The organism is Streptomyces sp. NPDC104581, assembly GCF_055583685.1.
On the sequence record NZ_JBVJNN010000006.1, the window covers coordinates 1 to 19,682 of the forward strand.

At 72.8% G+C, this 19,682-nt stretch carries 18 protein-coding genes and 1 other RNA gene; 9 read left to right on the forward strand and 10 right to left on the reverse strand.

What is annotated here, in order from left to right; translation table 11 throughout:
- Positions 1-383: 383 nt before the first annotated feature.
- Positions 384-1,652, reverse strand: coding sequence for a hypothetical protein (locus ACZ61E_RS07195; RefSeq protein ID WP_469698309.1), 1,269 nt, complete (start codon positions 1,650-1,652; stop codon positions 384-386).
- 181 nt (positions 1,653-1,833) lie between these two features.
- On the opposite strand from ACZ61E_RS07195, the gene ACZ61E_RS07200 reads away from it, so the two are divergent.
- The 4 genes from ACZ61E_RS07200 (at position 1,834) to ACZ61E_RS07215 (ending at position 5,968) form a co-directional block, all read left to right on the forward strand.
- Entirely contained in the window at positions 1,834-2,868 is a 1,035-nt protein-coding gene (locus ACZ61E_RS07200; protein ID WP_469698311.1) for an ABC transporter substrate-binding protein, read from the forward strand.
- Between the two features lie 272 nt (positions 2,869-3,140).
- Positions 3,141-3,977: a Nif3-like dinuclear metal center hexameric protein gene (locus ACZ61E_RS07205; protein ID WP_469698313.1), complete on the forward strand. Its 837-nt coding sequence runs from the start codon at positions 3,141-3,143 to the stop codon at positions 3,975-3,977.
- Positions 3,974-4,717 carry a zinc ribbon domain-containing protein gene (locus ACZ61E_RS07210; RefSeq protein ID WP_469698609.1) on the forward strand — a complete coding sequence of 248 codons (744 nt, stop codon included), beginning with the start codon at positions 3,974-3,976 and terminating at the stop codon, positions 4,715-4,717. Before ACZ61E_RS07205 ends, ACZ61E_RS07210 begins: the two co-directional genes overlap by 4 nt.
- Positions 4,718-5,968: a bifunctional RNase H/acid phosphatase gene (locus ACZ61E_RS07215; protein ID WP_469698314.1), complete on the forward strand. Its 1,251-nt coding sequence runs from the start codon at positions 4,718-4,720 to the stop codon at positions 5,966-5,968.
- A gap of 313 nt (positions 5,969-6,281) precedes the next feature.
- Here the strand turns inward: ACZ61E_RS07215 and eda are convergent, their stop codons facing one another.
- The 4 genes from eda to ACZ61E_RS07235 all read right to left on the reverse strand — a co-directional run bounded on the left by eda (position 6,282) and on the right by ACZ61E_RS07235 (position 9,447).
- Entirely contained in the window at positions 6,282-6,896 is a 615-nt protein-coding gene (gene eda / locus ACZ61E_RS07220) for a bifunctional 4-hydroxy-2-oxoglutarate aldolase/2-dehydro-3-deoxy-phosphogluconate aldolase (RefSeq protein ID WP_469698611.1), read from the reverse strand.
- 76 nt (positions 6,897-6,972) lie between these two features.
- Positions 6,973-7,773, reverse strand: coding sequence for a peroxide stress protein YaaA (yaaA, locus tag ACZ61E_RS07225; protein ID WP_469698315.1), 801 nt, complete (start codon positions 7,771-7,773; stop codon positions 6,973-6,975).
- A gap of 55 nt (positions 7,774-7,828) precedes the next feature.
- A complete protein-coding gene (locus ACZ61E_RS07230; RefSeq protein WP_469698317.1) occupies positions 7,829-8,704 on the reverse strand; it encodes a hypothetical protein in 876 nt (291 codons plus the stop codon).
- Positions 8,701-9,447, reverse strand: a complete 747-nt coding sequence (locus ACZ61E_RS07235) for a MerR family transcriptional regulator (protein ID WP_469698319.1) — start codon at positions 9,445-9,447, stop codon at positions 8,701-8,703. Before ACZ61E_RS07235 ends, ACZ61E_RS07230 begins: the two co-directional genes overlap by 4 nt.
- A 96-nt stretch (positions 9,448-9,543) precedes the next feature.
- On the opposite strand from ACZ61E_RS07235, the gene rnpB reads away from it, so the two are divergent.
- Both rnpB and ACZ61E_RS07245 read left to right on the forward strand, forming a co-directional pair.
- Positions 9,544-9,944: RNase P RNA component class A (gene rnpB, locus ACZ61E_RS07240), an RNA gene on the forward strand.
- 64 nt (positions 9,945-10,008) lie between these two features.
- Positions 10,009-10,233: a hypothetical protein gene (locus ACZ61E_RS07245; protein WP_469698321.1), complete on the forward strand. Its 225-nt coding sequence runs from the start codon at positions 10,009-10,011 to the stop codon at positions 10,231-10,233.
- 12 nt (positions 10,234-10,245) lie between these two features.
- On the opposite strand, the gene ACZ61E_RS07250 is transcribed toward ACZ61E_RS07245, so the two are convergent.
- A complete protein-coding gene (locus ACZ61E_RS07250) occupies positions 10,246-10,608 on the reverse strand; it encodes a hypothetical protein (RefSeq protein WP_469698323.1) in 363 nt (120 codons plus the stop codon).
- An 86-nt stretch (positions 10,609-10,694) separates the two neighbouring features.
- Between ACZ61E_RS07250 and ACZ61E_RS07255 the strand changes: the two genes are divergently transcribed.
- Complete coding sequence (locus ACZ61E_RS07255; protein WP_469698325.1) at positions 10,695-11,717, forward strand: hypothetical protein; 1,023 nt, start codon at positions 10,695-10,697, stop codon at positions 11,715-11,717.
- A gap of 14 nt (positions 11,718-11,731) precedes the next feature.
- Here the strand turns inward: ACZ61E_RS07255 and ACZ61E_RS07260 are convergent, their stop codons facing one another.
- Both ACZ61E_RS07260 and ACZ61E_RS07265 read right to left on the reverse strand, forming a co-directional pair.
- Positions 11,732-12,637, reverse strand: coding sequence for a PhzF family phenazine biosynthesis protein (locus ACZ61E_RS07260; RefSeq protein ID WP_469698326.1), 906 nt, complete (start codon positions 12,635-12,637; stop codon positions 11,732-11,734).
- A 454-nt stretch (positions 12,638-13,091) separates the two neighbouring features.
- Positions 13,092-13,847, reverse strand: coding sequence for an SDR family oxidoreductase (locus ACZ61E_RS07265; RefSeq protein ID WP_469698327.1), 756 nt, complete (start codon positions 13,845-13,847; stop codon positions 13,092-13,094).
- Positions 13,848-13,988: 141 nt separating this feature from the next.
- Here ACZ61E_RS07265 and ACZ61E_RS07270 point away from each other — a divergent pair, with 141 nt between their 5' ends.
- Positions 13,989-15,650, forward strand: coding sequence for an alkaline phosphatase D family protein (locus ACZ61E_RS07270; RefSeq protein WP_469698329.1), 1,662 nt, complete (start codon positions 13,989-13,991; stop codon positions 15,648-15,650).
- Between the two features lie 49 nt (positions 15,651-15,699).
- Here ACZ61E_RS07270 and ACZ61E_RS07275 read toward each other — a convergent pair whose 3' ends face one another.
- Entirely contained in the window at positions 15,700-16,746 is a 1,047-nt protein-coding gene (locus tag ACZ61E_RS07275) for a Gfo/Idh/MocA family protein (protein ID WP_469698330.1), read from the reverse strand.
- Positions 16,747-16,830: 84 nt separating this feature from the next.
- Between ACZ61E_RS07275 and ACZ61E_RS07280 the strand changes: the two genes are divergently transcribed.
- Positions 16,831-18,156: a multidrug effflux MFS transporter gene (locus ACZ61E_RS07280; protein WP_469698613.1), complete on the forward strand. Its 1,326-nt coding sequence runs from the start codon at positions 16,831-16,833 to the stop codon at positions 18,154-18,156.
- A 65-nt stretch (positions 18,157-18,221) separates the two neighbouring features.
- Here the strand turns inward: ACZ61E_RS07280 and ACZ61E_RS07285 are convergent, their stop codons facing one another.
- Positions 18,222-19,538 (reverse strand): hypothetical protein, encoded by a 1,317-nt coding sequence (locus ACZ61E_RS07285; RefSeq protein ID WP_469698331.1) that lies wholly within the window; start codon positions 19,536-19,538, stop codon positions 18,222-18,224.
- Positions 19,539-19,682 lie beyond the last annotated feature (144 nt).

Below are 19,682 nucleotides of genomic sequence, written 5' to 3' on the forward strand. Positions count from 1 at the left end.
CCCCCCCCCCCCCCCCCCCCCCCCCCCCCCCCCCCCCCCCCCCCCCCCCCCCCCCCCCCCCCCCCCCCCCCCCCCCCCCCCCCCCCCCCCCGGCGGCGGAGTACGGCGCTCAGGCCGTCCCGGCGCTCTCGCCGGGACGGCGGTGGCGTCCGTGGGCCGCCGACTGCGAGTCGTCGGCCGCGGCGGCCCCGCCCCGGTGTTTTCCGTGGCCGGTTCCGTCTCCGTCGCCGGCCGCCTGGTGCGGACGGTCCTGGGCCGTGTCTGTTCGGCTTTCGGACATGTGGGAAGTCACCCCGTCAAATCGCTGCATCGCTGCTGGCACACGGGGGCCGGCCGTCCCCGAAACCGACCGGCCGGTACCCGCGGCAAAATACTAACCAGCACTACCCGGCGGCCGTACGCCCGGTGAGGGGTGCCTGCTGCAACGGAACCGGCTTGCGCGCGAGGCGAGTTGGCCCGGGTGCGGACCTGTTGCCTCCCGCGGCCTCCGCTTGTGCGGGTTCTGCGGCCGATCCGGCCCGTACCTCCGGCGGCGCGCCGTGCCAGGTCTCCACGGCCACCTCGCGCGGGACGTCGCGCGGCACCTCCAGCCGGGCCACGCCGCACGGCATCGAGCGCGTGGCGTACGGCAGTCGGAGCACCCCGTCCCGCGACCACAGCCCCGCCCCGGCCAACCAGCCCTCGGGGGCCGGCTGTTGGTGGAGCCGCCGGCCCGAAGGCCGCCAGGTCCCCACCCAGGTGCCGGCCGGGCCGTCGATCCGCAGCGCGACGGCGCAGCTTTCCGGCATCAGCACCTGGCCCGGCTGGGCGGCGAACGGTGTGACGACACGGCCGGCCGGCCGCAGGCACTCCGGGAAGCGCACCGGCCGCGCGCTGCCCAACACGCCCCAGCCGAGGAGGTCCTGACCCGGCGCGTCCGAACGGATCAGCAGCAGACCGCTGTCGGCGTCGGCGAGCTGCAGCCGGTCGTTGCTGCCCTCCGCGATCTGGAGCAGCGGGCTGACCTCGCCGCCGCGTTCCAGATCGACGGCGACCGCTTTGACCACGCCGTCCAGTTCACGGTCGACGGCGAGCAGCCGCCCCGTACGGTCGAGCCAGACGCCGCCGGTGCAGCGTCCGCGCACGGTCGCCACCGGTTCGGGACCGAACGCGCCGCCGGCCACCAGCCAGACCGTGGTGCCCCGTTCGCCGGGCGCCAGCGCGTAGGCGCTCGTGCCGTCGGGCGACGGCGGCAGCAGCGTCAGCTCCGGGCACTCGACCGCGCCGAGCGGCAGCTCGCCCGTCCCCGGCCCCGTCGGGTAGAGCAGCGAGAACCCCTGCCGGTCCGCCACCCGACGGTGGATCAGCACCCGCCCGTCGGCCAGCGGCAGCACATCGGCGTCGGGCTCCTCGGGCTGGTCGAGCGGGAGCGGTACGGCGTACGGCTCCGGCCCGTCGAGCGTCCACCGCTCGGGGAACCACGCGTCGCCGGCCCCTTGCTCCGCCGCCCCTGCCCGCTCCCCGGCGTCCGGGGAAGGGGAGCCGGCGCCGCCGTCCGTACCCAGGGTCAGCCGCGCCGCGTACGAACCGTCCGCCGCGATCGCGAGTCCGGCGAGCCGGGCGGCCCCGTCCGGTACGACGTTCTCCGCGCTCTCCATGACACAGGCTGTCATCGCTCCGTCACCTCCGGCGACGACGCTAGGTTCGCACTCGCTGCCGAACAACACCGGCCCACCCGCTTCACACGTAAGGGTGGCCGGTCCGGGGTTCGGCTGAGGGGGAGGGGGCGGTTGTGCAGGCCGGGGCGGGCGTGGATAAAGTAAGGCATCCCTAAGTAAGACTCTTGGAGCACTGATGTCCGTTAGACGTCGCGGCACGGCCGCGCTGGTGGCCCTCGCCGCCGCCTTCTCCCTCGCGGCCTGCGGAAGCGACGGAGGCTCGGACGAGAAGTCCTCGCCCGCCGCCGGAGCGGACAAGAAGGCCGTCGCCCAGGGCGGCGAGGACTTCGCGGAGGCGGCGGCGAAGACCGCGGGCTACGGCACCGACGCCGAGCCGGGCGAGTTCCCCCGCACCGTCACCCACGCCATGGGCGAGACCGTCCTGGAGGCGCGGCCCGAGCGGGTGATCGTGCTGGACGTGGGCGAGTTCGACAACGTCGTCTCGCTCGGTGTCGAACCGGTCGGCTACGCGCCCACCGAGGGCGACGAGGGCATACCCGAGTACCTGAGGAAGGGTGCGGGCAGCCCGTCGGACGTCGGCACCATCAACGGCCTCAACCTGGAGGCGATCGCGGCGCTGAAGCCCGACCTCATCCTCGGCAGCCAGCTGCGCGCCGCCGACAAGTACGACGAACTGTCGAAGATCGCCCCCACCGTGTTCTCCATCCGCCCCGGCTTCACCTGGAAGGAGAACTTCCGGCTCAACGCGGCGGCGCTCGACCGGAGCGCGGCGGCCGAGAAGGCGCTCGGCGCGTACGACGCCAAGGTGAAGGCGCTCTCCGCGGACATCGGCGCCGACAAGCCGACGATCTCGATGGTGCGCTACATGCCGGGCAAGATCCGCCTGTACGCCAAGGCGTCGTTCATCGGCACGATCCTCGACGACGCCGGTCTGCCGCGCCCCGCGAACCAGCAGATCAACGATCTCGCCGTCGAGGTCAGCCCCGAGAAGATCGACGAGGCGGACGCCGACTGGATCTTCACCGGTGTGTACGGCGACCCCAAGGCCACCAAGCGGGACACCGCGCGCTCGAACCCGCTCTGGAAGAACCTCAAGGCCGTCGAGTCGGGGCAGGCCGAGGACGTGCCGGACGAGACCTGGTACCTGGGGCTCGGTGTGACGGCGGCCGAACTGGTGCTGGACGATCTGCGCGGTTACCTGGCGAAGTGACGCGGGCGGGTCCACCGGGCGCCGCCCGGTGGCCCGTTCGCCGATGCCGGGCCTCGTATGCCGGGCCTCGTATGCCGGGCCATGGGCCCCAGCCCCCCGGGCCCGGGCCTCGGGCACCGGACGGGCCGGGCCGGTGGTGTCCGCGTCCGCCGTGCGGCGCGACGGCCCGACCTGCCCGACCGCGCGGGACTGCGACCGGCGGGCGGGTCCGGGCGGTCGGGAGCCCGCCGCCCATGGTCGGAGCACCGGGGGTGGCAGGTAGCCTTTGCCCCGTGCCCCGCCTGTCCGAAGTCCTCGCCCAGTTCGACGCCCTCTGGCCGCCCGAGCGGGCCGAACAGTGGGACGCCGTCGGCACCGTCTGCGGCGATCCCGACGCCCCGGTGACCCGCGTCCTGATCGCCGTCGATCCCGTCCAGGACGTCGTCGACGAGGCCCTGCGGCTCGGCGCCGATCTGATCCTCACCCACCACCCGCTCTATCTGCGCGGGACGACGACGGTCGCCGCCGGCACCTTCAAGGGCCGCGTCGTGCACACCCTCATCAAGCACGACATCGCGCTGCACGTCGCGCACACCAACGCCGACAGCGCCGATCCGGGAGTCTCCGACGCCCTCGCCGGCGCGCTCGACCTGCGGGTCGTACGGCCCCTCGTGCCCGACCCGAGCGACCCGGCCGGCCGCCGGGGCCTCGGCCGGGTCTGCGAACTCGACCGTCCGGCGACCCTGCGCGACTTTGCCGCACGCGCCGCGCACCGGCTGCCCGCCACCGCGCAGGGCATCCGCGTGGCCGGCGACCCCGACTCCGTCGTCAGCACCGTCGCCGTGAGCGGCGGATCCGGCGACAGCCTCTTCGACCACGTACGGGCGGCGGGTGTGGACGTCTTCCTCACGGCCGACCTGCGCCACCACCCGGTCTCGGAGGCCACGCAGCACTCACCGCTGGCGCTGGTCGACGCGGCGCACTGGGCCACCGAGTGGCCCTGGTGCGAACTCGCGGCCACCCAGCTCGACGAGATCTCCGACCGCCACGGCTGGGACCTGCGGGTCCACGTCTCGAATACGGTCACCGACCCCTGGTCCTCCCACCATCCCTCAGGAGCCCCCAACTGAACGCCGAACCCGCCGACCAGATCCGACTCCTCGACGTCCAGGCCCTCGATCTGCGACTCCAGCAGATCGCCCACCGGCGCGACTCGCTGCCCGAGCACGCCGAGATCGAGTCGCTGACCAAGGACCTCACCCAGCTGCGGGACCTGCTGGTCGCCTCGCAGACCGAGGAGAGCGACACGGCTCGCGAGCAGACCAAGGCGGAGCAGGACGTCGACCAGGTGCGCCAGCGCGCCGTACGCGACCAGCAGCGCCTCGACTCGGGCGCCGTCACCTCGCCCAAGGACCTGGAGAGCCTCCAGCGCGAGATCGTCTCTCTCGCCAAGCGGCAGGGTGATCTGGAGGACGTCGTCCTCGAAGTCATGGAGCGCCGTGAGGCCGCGCAGGAGCGTGCGGCGGAGCTGACCGGGAGGGTCTCCTCCGTCCAGGCCAAGACGGACGACGCGATCGCGCGCCGCGACGCCGCAGCCGAGAAGCTCGGCGGCGAGGAGTCGGCGGCGGCCAAGGAGCGCGAGACGGTCTCGGCGACGATCCCCGCCGACCTCCTCAAGCTGTACGAGAAGCTGCGCGTCCAGCAGGGCGGCGTCGGCGCCGCCCGCCTCTACCAGCGCCGCTGCGAGGGCTGCCGGCTGGAGCTGAACATCACCGAGGTCAACGAGGTCAAGGCGGCTAGCCCCAGCACCGTCCTGCGGTGCGAGAACTGCCGCCGCATCCTCGTCCGCACCGCCGAATCGGGTCTGTAGATGCCGAAATTCGTCGTCGAGGCGGACGGCGGGTCGCGGGGCAACCCGGGCCCGGCGGGTTACGGCGCCGTCGTCATCGACGGGGTGACCGGTGAGACGCTCGCCGAGGCCGCCGAGTACATCGGCGTCGCCACGAACAACGTCGCCGAGTACAAGGGCCTGATCGCCGGACTGAAGGCCGCGAAGGCGCTCGACCCGGCCGCCGACGTCCAGGTCCGGATGGACTCCAAGCTCGTCGTGGAGCAGATGTCGGGCCGCTGGAAGATCAAGCACCCGGACATGAAGCCGCTGGCCGCCGAGGCCGGGCGGATCCTTCCCACGGGGCAGGTCCGCTACCAGTGGATCCCGCGCGAGAAGAACAAGCACGCCGACCGGCTCGCCAACGAGGCGATGGACGCGGGCCGGAAGGGCAAGCAGTGGGAGCCCGCCGGCTCCACGGCGGAGCTGGACACCAAGGCGGGAGGCAGGGCCGCGCGCCCGGCCGCCGCTCCCGCCGCCCAGGGGCCGCCCGGTGACGCGGCGGCCGGCGCGGCGAAGGCGCGCGCGGCGCTGGCCGCCTCGTACGAACTCACCACCACCGTCCCCGAGCAGGCCGCGCCCTCCGTCGGCTGGGGCGCCGCCGACCTCGGCACACCCGCCACCTTCGTCCTGCTGCGGCACGGCGAGACCGCCCTCACCCCCGAGAAGCGTTTCTCGGGCAGCGGCGGCGGCGACCCGGAGCTGTCGGCCGCCGGGCGCAGGCAGGCCGACGCCGTGGCGACCGCCCTGGCCGCGCGCGGCAAGATCCAGGCCGTCGTCTCCTCCCCGCTGTTGCGCTGCCGCCAGACGGCGGGCGCCGTCGCCACCCGGCTAGGACTGGACGTCGAGGTCGAGGACGGGCTGCGCGAGACGGACTTCGGGGCCTGGGAGGGGTTGACGTTCACCGAGGTCAGGGAGCGGTACCCGGACGACCTGAGCGCCTGGCTGGCCTCGCCCGGCGTGGCACCGACGGGCGGCGGGGAGAGCTTCAGCGCCGTCGCGACGCGGGTCGCCGCCACGCGTGACGCCCTGCTGACGCGGTACGCGGGCCGTACGGTGCTGGTCGTCACCCATGTGACACCGGTGAAGACCCTGGTCAGACTGGCACTGGGCGCGCCGCCGGAGTCCCTGTTCCGGATGGAGCTGTCGGGGGCCTCGCTGTCGGCGGTCGCCTACTACGCGGACGGCAACGCGTCGTTGCGTCTGCTGAACGACACGTCGCATCTGCGCTGAGCGGGGGCCCGGGGCTCGGGAGGCAGCCGCGGGCCGCCCCGGCCGGGCGGTGGTCTTCGGCCGGTGAGCCGCGTCGCTTCGGCGGGCGGACTTCCGTGGCCGACTCCGGTCGCCCGGCCTTCAGGCGCCGAACGCCGGGCGGGCGCACGCCACTTCGGCGGCCACGGGCCCTTCCGTACCGGGCCCGTGGCCGCCCGCGGGGGGAGCCGGTCGTGCGGGCCGACGCCGTTGGGGATGGGCCCTGCCGGGGACGCGCGGAACGGAGAGGCCGCCGGACGGGGCCCGGCGGCCTGGAGACAGAAAGGGCGGCGCCTCAGCGCAGGGAGGCCGCCTCGCGGGCCAGTTTCTCCACCCGGCCCCAGTCCTTCGCCGCGATCGCGTCGGCCGGCAGCATCCAGGAGCCGCCCACGCAGCCCACGTTGCGCAGCGCCAGATACGTACCCGCCGACGCCGGGGAGATCCCGCCCGTCGGGCAGAACCGTGCCTGCGGCAACGGCCCCGCCAGGGCCTTGAGATACGCCGTCCCGCCGGCCGCCTCCGCCGGGAAGAACTTCATCTCGTTCACGCCCCGTTCCAGCAGCGCCACGACCTCCGACGCCGTGGAGACACCGGGCAGGAACGGCACCCCGGACGCCCGCATCGCCTCCAGCAGCGTCTCCGTCCAGCCGGGGCTGACCAGGAAGCGCGCCCCGGCGGTCACGGAGTCCGTCACCGACCGCGCCGAGATCACCGTCCCGGCGCCGACCACCGCGTCCGGCACCTCCGCGGCGATCGCCCGGACCGCCTCCAGCGCGACCGGGGTCCGCAGGGTCACCTCGATCGCGGGCAGCCCGCCGGCCACCAGGGCGCGGGCCAGCGGTACGGCGTCGGCGACATCGTCCACGACGACGACGGGGACAACGGGAGCGAGGTCCAGCACGGAGGTCATGCCGTCATCCTGCCGCGCCACCCGCGCTCCTCGCAACGAGCGTTGCGCCCTGCGCAACAACCGGGTGCGGGGGGCGTCAGTGAATCTCCGACACCACCACGTCCAGCGACCACGCACGCCCGGACCCGCCGGGCGCCGCCACCTCCACCACGTACCCCAACTCGCGCAATGTGTTCACCAGTTGCTCGGGCCGGCGCGGCTTCGCACCGGCCACGAGCAGGTCCCGCACCAGGCGTCCCTTCGTGGCCTTGTTGAAGTGGCTGACCACCGACCGCTTCTCGACACCGTCCACGACCTGCGCGTGCAGGACACGTACCGTCGCCGTCCGGGCCGCGACATCGCCCGAGGGCCGCCACGCCGGTGTGTACGACGACGAACGCAGGTCCAGTACGAGCCCGCCGCCGGCCACCTCGGGCAGCACGGGCGCCATCGCCTTGCGCCAGTGCGCGCCCAGCGCGCCGATGCCCGGGAGCCTCACACCCATCGAGCAGCGGTACGACGGAATCCGGTCGCCGATCCGCACCGCGCCCCAGAGTCCGGAGAAGACCAGCAGCGCCTTCCCCGCCCGCCGCCGCGCGGCGGTGTCCAGCGTGGCGAGGCCGAGCGCGTCGTACAGCACACCGGTGTAGATGTCCCCGGCCGGCCGGGTCCCCGCGGTCCGCAGCTCCACGTTCTTCGCGATCTCGCCGCGCAGCCCCTCGCTCAGACCGAGGACCTCCGCGGCCTTCTCCTCGTCCGCCGCGCACAGTTCGACCAGCTCGTCCAGCACGGCGGCCCGTGCCCCGGCCAGTCCGGGCAGTGACAGTGACTCCGGCTTCAGCGGAGCCCCGCGGCCGGAAGCGGCCTTGCCCTCCGACGGCGGCAACAGCACGAGCACGGTGGTTCTCCTCAAGGACGTACGGAACGGGGGGTGCGGCCCCCGGCCGCCCAGGTTAGGCGACGCCGCTCGTGATCCCGTCCTCGTCGGTGGCCGCGGCCGGTGCCTCCGCGAGCGCCTTCCTGAGCTGTGTGAGCCGGGACACGAGCGCCGCCGGGTCGTCCGCGTGGAAGCGCACCGCCGTCGCCGTGCCGCGCCCGCCCATCGGCCGTACGAACCCGACCGGCTCGGTCAGGTCCACGCGTACGGTCGTCTGACCGCCCACGATGAGGTCGAGCGTCCCGCCGGGCTCGTCGATCCTGATCAACGAGCCGTCCGGGTAACGGCGTTCGACCCGTACCGAGCTGATCTGACCGCTCCCGATCCGCATGTCGAACAGCGCGCCCCAGCGCACCCGGAGCGACCCGTCCGCCCCCACGACATGCGGCCGGGTCACACAGGCCGCGTGCAGGGCGAGCACCATCAGCACGCCGTACACGTCCAGCACCAGCAGGATCATGTGCACCAGCGGCCAGGGGACGAGTATCGCCAGCGCCACGGTCTCGACGACGGCCACGAAGAGCAGCCCGTACATCATCGCCGTCTGCGGTCCGGTGTACGGGGCGGCGAGGTCGCCCTCGCGCACACCGTGCGTGCGCCGGGCCACCCACCGTACGAGGCTGGTCACTCCGCGTGCCTCGTTGGCCAGCAGCCGGCGCGCGGTGGCGGGTACGGCGGCCTCGACGGCCCGCGCGAGAGCGGCCCGGCGCGCGCCTCCGGCGAGCCGTGCCGCCATGTACTGCCGCCGCACCAGCACGGCCTCGACGGCCACGACGGTGAGCACGACCGCCTCGGCGGTCCAGATCACCGGCGCCGGGACGTCCACGCCCGCCAGCAGGCACACGACCAGCGTGAGTTCGGCCGGCACCATCACCCACACGACCTTGTTCATCCCTCTCCCTCCCCCTCCAGCCGCTTCGCGAGCGCTTCCATCACCTGATGTGCCACCTCCGCCTGGGCGGGGGCGAAATCGGCGAGGAACGCCTCGCCGAACCCCTCCGGCGCGGGGCCCTCCGCCCGCCTCAGCCGCGCCAGCACCTCCGCCGGGATGACGGCCGCCAGCGCCTCCGCGAGCGGCCCCACGCGCGGATCACCGGCCGCCGCGTCGGCGAGGTCGTCGAGGCGTTCGTAGAGCGCGAGGACATCCGGGTCGTGCGTCAGCGGGAGCAGGGCGTCGTAGACGATCTCGTCACCGCCGACCGTGTCGAGCAGCGTGAGCAGTTCACGGTCCCTGGCCGCCATCGCGGACGTGGTCTCCGGCATGGCCCTCAGCAGCCGCGCCAGCGCGGGCGACACGGGGCCCTCCGGAGGCAGCGTCCCTGCCATCAGCTCGGCGAGCCTGCGCCGCCTGTTCCGGATCTCCTCCTCCTGCCGCGCCAGATCGGCGTCCAGCTCACCCAGCACCTCGGTCAGCTCACGCCCCGCGTCGTCGGCGAGCACGTCCCGTACCTCGTCCAGGCTGAGCCCCAGCTCCGAGAGCCGCCGGATCCGGGCGAGGAGGACGGCGTCCCGCACGGTGTAGACGCGGTAGCCGTTGGACCGCCGCCCGGGCTCCGGCAGAAGCCCCAGATGGTGGTAGTGCCGCACCGCCCGAGAGGTGACCCCCACGAGCGCGGCGATCTCTCCGATTCGCATGCCCTCAGTAGAAACCCTGACGCTGCGACAAGGTCAAGGAGGATCGGCCGGGCGCCCGGGGCAACGCCGGGCGGGTACCATGGCGATCACGGCAGACGAGCCGGGCGGACGGCCGCGTGAGGATCCTGGATCCTCCCGAGGAACGTCCGGACTCCACAGGGCAAGGTGGTGGGTAACGCCCACCCGGGGTGACCCGCGGGACAGTGCCACAGAAAACAGACCGCCCGGCGCTCCGGCGCCGGGTAAGGGTGAAACGGTGGTGTAAGAGACCACCAGCGCCCGAGGTGACTCGGGCGGCTAGGTAAACCCCACTTGGAGCAAGGTCAAGAGGGGCCGTCGCGAGGCGGCCCTGCGCGGACGTCCGAGGGCTGCCCGCCCGAGTCCGCGGGTAGACCGCACGAGGCCGGCGGCAACGCCGGTCCTAGATGGATGGCCGTCTCCCCGGCCGCCGCGAGGCGACCGGGCGACAGAATCCGGCGTAGAGCCCGACTCGTCTGCCGCCACCCTTGGGCCCCGCCCCGGGGGGATGTCCGTGGGCGCGGCAGGGGCGAGGATGGGGGCATGCCCCGACCTTCCGGATTCACTTATGAGCGGCACACCGACGGGACCGTCGTCATCACGCACCGGGGGCGGGTCGCGAGCACGCTCCGGGGCGGGCGTGCGGAGAAGTTCGTCGCGCAGGTCGAGGCGGGTGACGCCCAGTTGGTGATGGCCCGGTGGACCGGGGCGTACCGGTTCGGGAACGAGCGCGTGGCCCGTGACCACCCACGGAACCGGGGGCGCTGAAAGGACCGGCGGTCAGATCTCCTCGGCGCGCAGGGCCAGGTCCTGGAGGATGTCCGCCGACGAGACCTCCGGACCGCCGGCGTCGTGGACGCGGGCCAGGGTCACGAAGGCGAGGGTGAACGCCCCCACGAGCTGTTCCACGGCGCCGCCGACCTCCCGGCCGAGGAGGGCGCTGAGTTCCTCGGGGGTCGCGTCGGCCGGGACCTCGACGCGGGGCATCGTCTCGTTGAGCAGTTCGGTCACGACGCCCATCTCGGCGTCCATGTCCTGCTCCTGACCGGTGTCCTCCTCAAGCCGGCGCTGCCAGTCACCGGCCTGCGTCAGGATGCCGATCACACGCTTCAGGACCTCGCTCTGCTCCATGCCCGTGAGCATAGGCGGGCGGGCTGGGCCGTGCGGGTAACAGCGCGGGCCGGAGGAGTGAGACGTCGGGTGTCAGAGGTGTCGCATAGGTTTGCCGGATGACATCGGCACCACACACATTCCCGGACGCGCTCGCCGCGTTCGAGTCCGCCGTGCGCGACCAGGACGGCGAGCGGTTCGACCGGGCCTTCCCGCTGCTCCACGGGGCGTTCCAGGAAGCGGACCAGGCCGAACTCCACGGCGGGGCGCCCCGGTTGGCCGCCCTCCTCGAACAGGTCCCGCCGGGGCCGCGCGCGGTGACGGCGGTGCTCGTCGGCGCCTGTGTCGAGCGCGGGGCCGACCCCCTGCCGTGCGTGCCGGGTCTCTTCGCGGCGGTACGGGAGGCGTTCACCGCCGCCCTCGATTTCACCGGCCGCTGGGCGGCCACCGGCGGTGGCGAGCTGCCCGATCCGGGCGAGGACGAGCTGGGCGACGAGGTGATCGGCCGGGTCGGCTTCGAGGCCGCGCTCGGCTGGTGGACGCTCCCCGAGTGGCGTATGGCCTCGCTCGCGCTGCTCAACAGCAAGGCCGTACGGCAGGTGATCGCGGCCGACGGGGGCGAGTTGAGGTCGCTCGTCGAGCGGGTGCGGGCCGCGGCGGGTGACGCGGGGGAGGAGTTCAAGGGGCTCGTGTACGCGCTGCGCGTGCTCGACGACGAACCGCTGGTCGTGCTGCACCGCGCGACGCGCACCGCCTATCTGATGCGGATGACCGGTATCGGCGACAACTTCCAGCTCCACACGCTGGTGGCCGGCGCGCTCATCGGCGGGCTGCACGTGCCGGGTGACGGCCCGACCGCCGAGGCGATAGCCGTGTGCCGGGACAAGGAGGGGCAGTCCCTCACCATCGGCACGTACAACCTCACGGCCCCCGACGGCAGTTGGATCTGGAACGAGGGGACCCCGTCCGACATCCCCGTCGTGGAGGGCGCGCGGCTGCTGGTCCTCGACCCGCCCCCGTACGAACGGAGTTGGCCGGCCGGCCGGTACTTCCCCGGGATGAGCGGCGACCTGGTGCTCGAACGCGTCCTCGCAGGGGACGAGGCGGAGAGCTGGTACGCGCGGGTCGCCGATCCGAAGTAGCCGGGCGGGCGGCGCTACTCTGCGGACCCGTCCCGGAGCGACGCCGGGATCCGGGTCGCCGTGCCCGAAACGCGGACCCGAGCGTCGCCCGGACGCAGTTCCACCGTCAGTACGCCCGGCCGGCCCATGTCCACGCCCTGGTGGAGGGTGAGCACCGACGCCTCGGGGACGAGGCCGAGTTCACGCGCGTACGCCCCGAACGCCGCCGCCGCGGCGCCCGTCGCCGGGTCCTCGACCACGCCGCCCACCGGGAACGGGTCGCGTACGTGGAAGATGTCCGCCGACTCGCGCCACACCAGCTGGACCGTGGTCAGGTCCAGCCGGTGCATCAGCGCTTCGAGGCGGGCGAAGTCGTAGTCCAGGTCCGCGAGCCGGGCGCGCGTCGCCGCGCCGAGGACGAGGTGGCGGGCACCGGCGTACGCGATGCGTGAGGGCAGGGCCGGGTCGAGATCGGCCGCCGGCCAGCCGAGCGCGACCAGCGCCTCGGTGAGGTCGGCGTCGGTGACGTCCTCGGTGTGCGGCTCGACGCTGGTGAGCGTGGCGCGCGGCGCACCGCCGTCCGCGCCGGCGGTGACCGTCACGGGGACGGTCCCGGCGCGCGTTCCGAAGACCACTTCACCCGCGCCGATCCGCTCCGCCAGCGCCACCGCGGCGGCCACGGTGGCGTGTCCGCAGAACGGGACCTCCGCCTTCGGGCTGAAGTACCTGATCGCGAAGGACCGCCCCGGCTCACCTGCACCGTCCGGGGCCGCCGTCAGGAAGGCCGACTCGCTGTACCCGAGGCCGGCGGCGATCGCGAGCATCGTGTCGTCCGTGAGCCCGGCGGCGTCGAGGACGATCCCGGCGGGGTTGCCCCCGGCGGGATCGGTCGAGAAGGCGGTGTAGCGCAGGACCTCGCCGGTCAGTCCGAGTTCACTCATGCGCGTGCCAACGACGCCGGACGCGGGGGCATTCCCGCCGAGGCCGGCCGGGCGCCGGGTCCTCTCCTCGTACTGGCGTCGTCCGCCCGCCGGCCGGGGCCCGCGGCGCCCGGTGCGTGCGATCGCGCCGCCGGAGTGGGGCTCGCCGTCGTACCGCGCCGTGCCGTCGACCCCGGCCCGCCCGGCCCGGCACTCGATGTCTGTGAGCTGCTGGAGCCCCGGTCGCGCCGGCTCCATCTGCTGGCCCGGGGCGTGAAGGCGGGCACCTCATCGACGGGTGCGGCCACGGCCACGTCCGCGCTCGCCGGACATCTGGGCCGCGCGCCACTCTGTGAACCGGCCGGCCACGGCGATCAAGGCGGAGTACCGCCCTCGTGCCGGACGTAGCCGGCCGACTCACGACAACGCGGAGAGGACGCGTCCCAGGTGCCAGACGCCGGTGGGAAGACAGGACCTAACCCCGTCCGACGAACGGCATCGTCGTCGCCAGCACCGTCGCGAACTGGATGTTCGCCTCCAGCGGCAGCTCCGCCATGTGCAGCACCGTCGTCGCCACGTCCGCCGCGTCCATCACCGGCTCCACCGCCAGTTCGCCGTTGGCCTGCGGGACGCCGCGCCGCATGCGCTGCGTCATGTCCGTGGCCGCGTTGCCGATGTCGATCTGCCCGCACGCGATCCGGTACGGACGGCCGTCCAGGGACAGCGACTTGGTGAGACCGGTGAGCGCGTGCTTCGTCGCCGTGTACGCCACCGAGTCCGGGCGTGGCGCGTGCGCCGAGACCGACCCGTTGTTGATGATCCGCCCGCCCTGCGGATCCTGGTCCTTCATCAGCCGGTACGCCGCCTGCGCGCACAGGAACGAGCCCGTCAGATTGGTGTCGACGACCTTGCGCCAGGCGGAGTAGGCCAGCTCCTCCAGCGGTACGCCGCCGGGGCCGAACGTGCCCGCGTTGTTGAAGAGGAAGTCGATCCTGCCGTACCGCTCGCGCACCGTCCCGAAGAGCGCGTCCACGTCCTCGGGCCGCGCCACGTCGGTCGGTACGGTGACCAGGTCCGCGTCCGGCGCCAGCGCCGCGGTCTCCGCCAGGCGCTCCGCCTTCCGCCCCGCGAGCACCACCGACCAGCCCGCCCCGGCGAGGGCGAGCGAGACGCCCCGTCCGATGCCCGAACCCGCTCCCGTCACCACGGCGATCTTCCGCTCAGCGTTCATGGGCCCGCAGCGTACGGGAGGAGCGGAGCGCACGGGGAACTCATCGGGCGGACATCCTGATGTTGTGTACCCGACAACGATCGGTCGTCGCGTACGGCTGCACTTCCTCTGACAACAGCCGTCAGGGGAGGGGCACATCACATGACACCCGCACGCACAGGTACGCCCGCCGGCCGGACCGCCGCCGCTCACTCGCCCGAGTTGCGGGCCGCCGCGGCCCATCTCGGCCGCCGCGGGTTCCTCACCGTCACCGGCGCCGCCGCCGCGCTCGCCTTCGCCGTCAACCTGCCCACGGCGGGCACCGCGAGCGCCGCCGAGCTGGACGCCGCGAAGATCAGGAACGATCCCTTCACGCTCGGGGTCGGCTCCGGTGACCCGCAGCCCGCGTCCGTCCTGCTCTGGACCCGCCTCGCGCCCAGCCCGTACCAGTCCGACAGCGGTCTGCCCCGGAACAGGGTCTCCGTACGCTGGGAACTCTCCCACGACGAGCGGTTCACCCGGATCGTCAGACGCGGCGCCGCCACCGCCCACCCCGAGTTCGACCACAGCGTCCACGTCGAGGTCACCGGCCTCGACGCGGACCGCTTCTACTTCTACCGCTTCCGCGCCGGGAGATGGATCAGCCCGGTCGGCCGTACCCGCACGGCCCCCGCGCGCTCCGCGAACATCGGGGAACTCAAGCTGGCCGCCGTCTCCTGCCAGGCGTACCACGACGGCTACTTCACCGCGTACAGCCACTTGGCCGCCGAGGACCTGGACGTCGTCGTCCACCTCGGCGACTACCTCTACGAGTACGCCGTGACGGCGGTCGGCGGCGCCCGCGACTACACCGACCGGCGGCTGCCCGCGCACTACAACCGCGAGACCGTCACGCTGGAGGACTACCGGCTGCGCTACGGCCTCTACAAGTCCGACCCGGACCTGATGGCCGCGCACGCCGCCCACCCGTTCATCGTGACCTGGGACGACCACGAGACCGAGAACAACTACGCGGACGAGACCCCCGAGAACGACGTGCCGCCGGAGGAGTTCCTGCTCCGCAGGGCCGCCGCCTACCGCGCCTACTGGGAGAACCAGCCGCTGCGCACCCCCCAGCGGCCCGAAGGACCCGACATGCGGCTCTACCGCAGGCTCCACTTCGGGCGCCTCGCGCAGTTCGACATCCTCGACACCCGCCAGTACCGCTCCAACCAGGCGTACGGGGACGGCTGGCAGGTCCCGGGGCCGGAGTCCGAGGACCCGGCGCGCACCATGACCGGTGAGACACAGGAGCGCTGGCTGCTGAACGGCTGGCGGCAGTCCCGCGCGCTCTGGAACGTCGTGCCGCAGCAGGTGACGTTCGCGCAGCGCCGCGACGTGCCCCGGCCCGACTTCAAGCTGTCGATGGACGGCTGGGACGGCTACCCGGCCTCCCGCACACGCGTCCTGAACGGCGCGGCGGCGGCCGGCCTCGACAATCTGATGGTGCTCACCGGCGATGTGCACGTCGGCTACGGCTTCGACCTCAAGGCCGACTTCGACGACCCCGACTCACGCACCGTCGGCACCGAGATCGTCGCCACGTCCATCGCCAGCGGCAAGGACGGCGCGGACAGGCCGGCCAACTGGGAGAACCTCACCACCGCCAACCCGCACATGAAGTTCTACAACGGACGGCGCGGCTATGTGACCGTCACGCTCGGCCGCCGGGAGGCGCGCGCCGACTTCAAGACGGTCTCCGCCGTCACGACACCCGGCGCGCCCCTCTCGACGGCCGGGTCCTTCGTGACGGAGGCCGGTGACCCCGGACTCAAGCCCGTCTGACGCCGGACGAGCTGACGGAACGTGAGCTCGCGCTGGATATGACGAGCCGTCAGAAACGCTCGTCCACCGGGTAGCGGACGCCGACGCGGTCACGTACCGCGTCGAGCGTCCGCATCACCGCGAGACTGCCCTCCAGCGGCACCAGAAGCGACTCGGTCCCGCCGGCCCGCAGACACCGCATCACCTCGGCCGCCTCATGCTGCATCCCCGTCAACGGACTCTCGGCGGTGTGCTGTTCGGGATCGCGCCCGTCCCGGCGAAGCACAAAGGAGTCCGGTGCGAAGAAGCCGGTCGGCAGCTCGATCCGGCCCGCCGTGCCGGTCACCGTCGCCGTCGACGGAGTCGCGGCCGTCACCGAACAGCTCAGCAGCGCCGTCGCGCCGGACTCCCAGCCCAGCAGCATCCCCGTGTTGAGATCCACGCCCTCGGGCGAGAGGAGCGCGTCGGCCTGTACGCGGTCGGGCTCGCCCAGGATCAGCTGCGCGAACGACACCGGATAGACCCCGAGGTCCAGCAGCGCACCGCCGCCGAGCGCCGGATCACGCAGCCGGTGCTCCGGACCGAACGGGCCCTGGAGTCCGAAGTCCGCCTGGATCGTGCGGACTTCGCCGATGGCGCCGTCCGCGATCAGCTCCGTCATCCGCCGGACCACCGGACTGCAGTACATCCACATGGCCTCCATCAGGAAGAGATCCCGCTCCCGCGCGAGCGCCACCAGCTCCCGCGCCTCACGGGAGTTGAGGGTGAACGCCTTCTCGCAGAGCACCGCCTTTCCCGCTTCCAGGGCCAGCCCGGCCGCGGCCCGGTGCGCCGAGTGCGGCGTCGCGACGTACACCACGTCCACGTCCGGGTCGGCGACGAGCCCGGCCCACCCGCCGTACGCCCGCGGGATGCCGAACCGGTCGGCGAACGCCTTCGCCGACGCCTCACCGCGCGAGGCCACGGCGACGACTTCGGCGCCCGGCATCGCCCCCACGTCCCCGGCGAACCTCGCCGCGATACCACCCGTCGCCAGGACGCCCCAGCGCACCGCGCGCTCACCGCCGGCCCCACCGGTCCCGCCGGTTCCGTCGTCTCCGTCACGTTCCGCCGTCATAAATGCCCCTTACACAGAAACAGGTCACGACCACTCGGCCCGAGCTGAGAGCATAGGGAGGGTTTCAACTACATGGAGATGCGAATGCCGGACGGCGGCCGAACCACAGACACACGCGAAGGGCACATACCCGCAGCCCCCACCCCGAAGAAGACCGACACCGCCGTCGGTATCCCCGCCGCCCGCCGTGCGGGCATCGTCGTCACGCTCGTCCTCGGCGGACTCACCGCACTGCCGCCGCTGTCGATGGACATGTACCTCCCGGCGCTCCCCGCCGTCACCCGCGCCCTCGGCTCATCGGCGGCCACCGCGCAGCTCACCCTCACCGCCTGTCTGACCGGTATGGCCCTCGGGCAGCTCGTCGTGGGACCGATGAGCGACAAGTGGGGACGCCGGAAGCCCCTGCTGCTCGGCATGGTCGTCTATGTCTTCGCCACCGCCATCTGCGCGCTGGCCCCCACCGTCGAACTGCTCATCGTCTTCCGCCTCCTCCAGGGACTGGCGGGCGCGGCGGGCATCGTGATCGCCCGCGCCGTGGTGCGCGACCTGTACGACGGCGTCGAGATGGCCCGGTTCTTCTCCACCCTGATGCTGATCTCCGGAGTCGCGCCCGTCATCGCCCCGGTGATCGGCGGCCAGGTCCTCCAGGTCACCGACTGGCGCGGCATCTTCGTCGTCCTGACGGTCGTCGGCATCGCGCTGACCCTCGTCGTCGTGAAGTGGCTGCACGAGACACTGCCCAGTGAGAAGCGCCACAGCGGCGGCGTCGGCGAAGCGCTCGGCACGATGCGCGGACTGCTCGCCGACCGGGTCTTCACCGGCTACATGCTGGCGGGCGGCCTCGCCTTCGCGGCCCTGTTCGCGTACATCGCGGCCTCGCCGTTCGTGGTGCAGGAGATCTACGGGGCGTCCCCGCAGACGTACAGCCTGCTCTTCGGCGTCAACTCCATCGGTCTGATCACCGTCGGACAGATCAACGGCCGGCTGCTGGTGGGCCGGGTCAGCATGGACAAGGTGCTGGCCTTCGGCCTCGTCGTCATCACACTCGCCGGGGTGGCGCTGCTGCTGATGACGAGCGGGGTGTTCGGCGAGCCGGGCCTGTTCGGCATCGCCGCCGGCCTGTTCGTCCTCATGTCGGCCATGGGGCTCGCGATGCCCAACACCAACACCCAGGCGCTGATGCGGACCCCGCACGCCGCCGGGTCGGCCTCCGCCCTCATCGGCACGGCGTCGTTCCTGATCGGCGCCATCGCCTCACCGCTCGTCGGGATAGCGGGCGAGGCGACCGCGGTCCCGATGGCCGTCGTGCAGGTGGTGTGCGGAGCCGGGTCGCTCGTCTGCTTCCTGGCGCTGTGCCGCCCCTGGCGGTCCCACCACCGGGCGGCGACCACGGAGCTGACCGGTCCCTGAGCCCTTCAGCCCTTGAGAACGCCTGAGCCGTAAGGCCGTTGGGCCCCGGGACCGGGACCCGACGGTCAGTCCTCCTCGCGCAGCGAGTAGGCGATCAGATGCGGGCGGTCCTTGCCGTCCGTCCAGCGGAACAGCCCCATCCCGCTCGTGTCACCGGCCGGCAGGCGCACGTTGAGGGCCAGCGGCTCGGGCTCACCGGTGGCGAGATCCACCTCGACCGGATTGCCGCCGCCGGAGAGCGCGTCCGTCACGTTGCGGGCCTTCGTCGCCCCGTACGCCGTACCCGCGTCCGAGACCGAGGTCAGCGTCAGCGGCCTGGTGCCGTCCGCCTCCTCGAAGCAGTACCCCTTCTTCTCGTCCAGGTCGAAGGCGAGCCTGCCCGCGATGACATAGCGGCCGTCGGGGGAGGATACGAGCTGCGGATCGGCGCCGGAGTTGATCGCGGGCTTACGGCACCGCACCTGCGCCACGGCCTTGCCGCTGTCCAGGTCGTGCACCACCCACATGTCGTGCGTGGCGGCGTCCTTCGCGCCCTTCTTCTTCTGCCACTTGGCCAGAACATGGCCGTACGACATGGACGCCGGCACCCCGGACGTCGGCTCGGTGCCCTTCGGCGCGACCTTCCGGCTGAACCAGCCGCCCCGTACCCAGAACTCCTTCGCCCCGCTCACCAGCAGGCCCTTCGCGGTCACCCCGCGCACCTCGGTCAGCTTCTTGCAGTTGGCGCAGCCCTTGGGATAGCCGAGCGAGCCGGGCGCCGTCCTCGACACCTCGCCCGTCGCCGGGTCGACGACCGCGCTGATGGCCTTGCCGTCGCTGATCAGGATGCCCGGTCCGGCGCCGGTGACGGTCGGCGCGTCCCCCCAGGGGACCTCGACGCGCCGCTGCTCACCGGTGGCCGCGTCGTACACGTCGAGGGAGATCAGGGAGTCGGCCGACGCCAGCGCGTACTCGCCGAGCCGCCCGTACGACCAGGTCACGAAGTACTGCTTGTCACCCTTGGTCAGCGAGAGCAGCCGGGGATACCGGTCCACCGGCGCCAGGGGCCGCCACGCCGCGCCCGACCAACCGGCCTTGCCCGTCGAGACGTTCTGGGTACGCAGTTGGTACCGGCTCTCGTCGATCCTGGCCAGATACGCGACGAGCCCTGTCGCGGACGCCACCGCGTACTGCGGCGACACGTCCGAGATCTCCCAGCCGCGCCGGGTGTCGTAGCCGGCGGGCACGTTCAGCTGGGTGTCCGGACCGGTGCTGACGACGCGCTGCTTCTGGGGCTTGGCCTCTTCCTTGCTCCCGCCGCAGCTCGCCAGGACGAGCAGCATCACCAGGATCAGCACACCGGTGATCAGTGAGAAGCGCACGATCTTCTGCCGCTTGGTCATCAAGGACATCGGCGTCAGACCGCGAGCACGGTAAAACGACAACTTGGTCCCCCCGCGAGCACGGTGTGGCGATGGAGCGGCAACGGCCGTCAGCGTAGCAACTGGGCGGGTGCCCGCCGCAGCCCGTTCAACCCCGATTCCGTG

Excerpts from the sequence above, each read along its gene's own strand:
- ACZ61E_RS07195 (WP_469698309.1), bottom strand. The coding sequence starts at position 1,652 with ATGACAGCCTGTGTCATGGAGAGCGCGGAGAACGTCGTACCGGACGGG.
- ACZ61E_RS07200 (WP_469698311.1), top strand. The coding sequence starts at position 1,834 with ATGTCCGTTAGACGTCGCGGCACGGCCGCGCTGGTGGCCCTCGCCGCC.
- ACZ61E_RS07215 (WP_469698314.1), top strand. The coding sequence starts at position 4,718 with ATGCCGAAATTCGTCGTCGAGGCGGACGGCGGGTCGCGGGGCAACCCG.
- eda (WP_469698611.1), bottom strand. The coding sequence starts at position 6,896 with ATGACCTCCGTGCTGGACCTCGCTCCCGTTGTCCCCGTCGTCGTCGTG.
- ACZ61E_RS07230 (WP_469698317.1), bottom strand. The coding sequence starts at position 8,704 with ATGAACAAGGTCGTGTGGGTGATGGTGCCGGCCGAACTCACGCTGGTC.
- ACZ61E_RS07235 (WP_469698319.1), bottom strand. The coding sequence starts at position 9,447 with ATGCGAATCGGAGAGATCGCCGCGCTCGTGGGGGTCACCTCTCGGGCG.
- ACZ61E_RS07245 (WP_469698321.1), top strand. The coding sequence starts at position 10,009 with ATGCCCCGACCTTCCGGATTCACTTATGAGCGGCACACCGACGGGACC.
- ACZ61E_RS07250 (WP_469698323.1), bottom strand. The coding sequence starts at position 10,608 with ATGCTCACGGGCATGGAGCAGAGCGAGGTCCTGAAGCGTGTGATCGGC.
- ACZ61E_RS07255 (WP_469698325.1), top strand. The coding sequence starts at position 10,695 with ATGACATCGGCACCACACACATTCCCGGACGCGCTCGCCGCGTTCGAG.
- ACZ61E_RS07260 (WP_469698326.1), bottom strand. The coding sequence starts at position 12,637 with ATGAGTGAACTCGGACTGACCGGCGAGGTCCTGCGCTACACCGCCTTC.
- ACZ61E_RS07265 (WP_469698327.1), bottom strand. The coding sequence starts at position 13,847 with ATGAACGCTGAGCGGAAGATCGCCGTGGTGACGGGAGCGGGTTCGGGC.
- ACZ61E_RS07270 (WP_469698329.1), top strand. The coding sequence starts at position 13,989 with ATGACACCCGCACGCACAGGTACGCCCGCCGGCCGGACCGCCGCCGCT.
- ACZ61E_RS07275 (WP_469698330.1), bottom strand. The coding sequence starts at position 16,746 with ATGACGGCGGAACGTGACGGAGACGACGGAACCGGCGGGACCGGTGGG.
- ACZ61E_RS07280 (WP_469698613.1), top strand. The coding sequence starts at position 16,831 with ATGCCGGACGGCGGCCGAACCACAGACACACGCGAAGGGCACATACCC.
- ACZ61E_RS07285 (WP_469698331.1), bottom strand. The coding sequence starts at position 19,538 with ATGACCAAGCGGCAGAAGATCGTGCGCTTCTCACTGATCACCGGTGTG.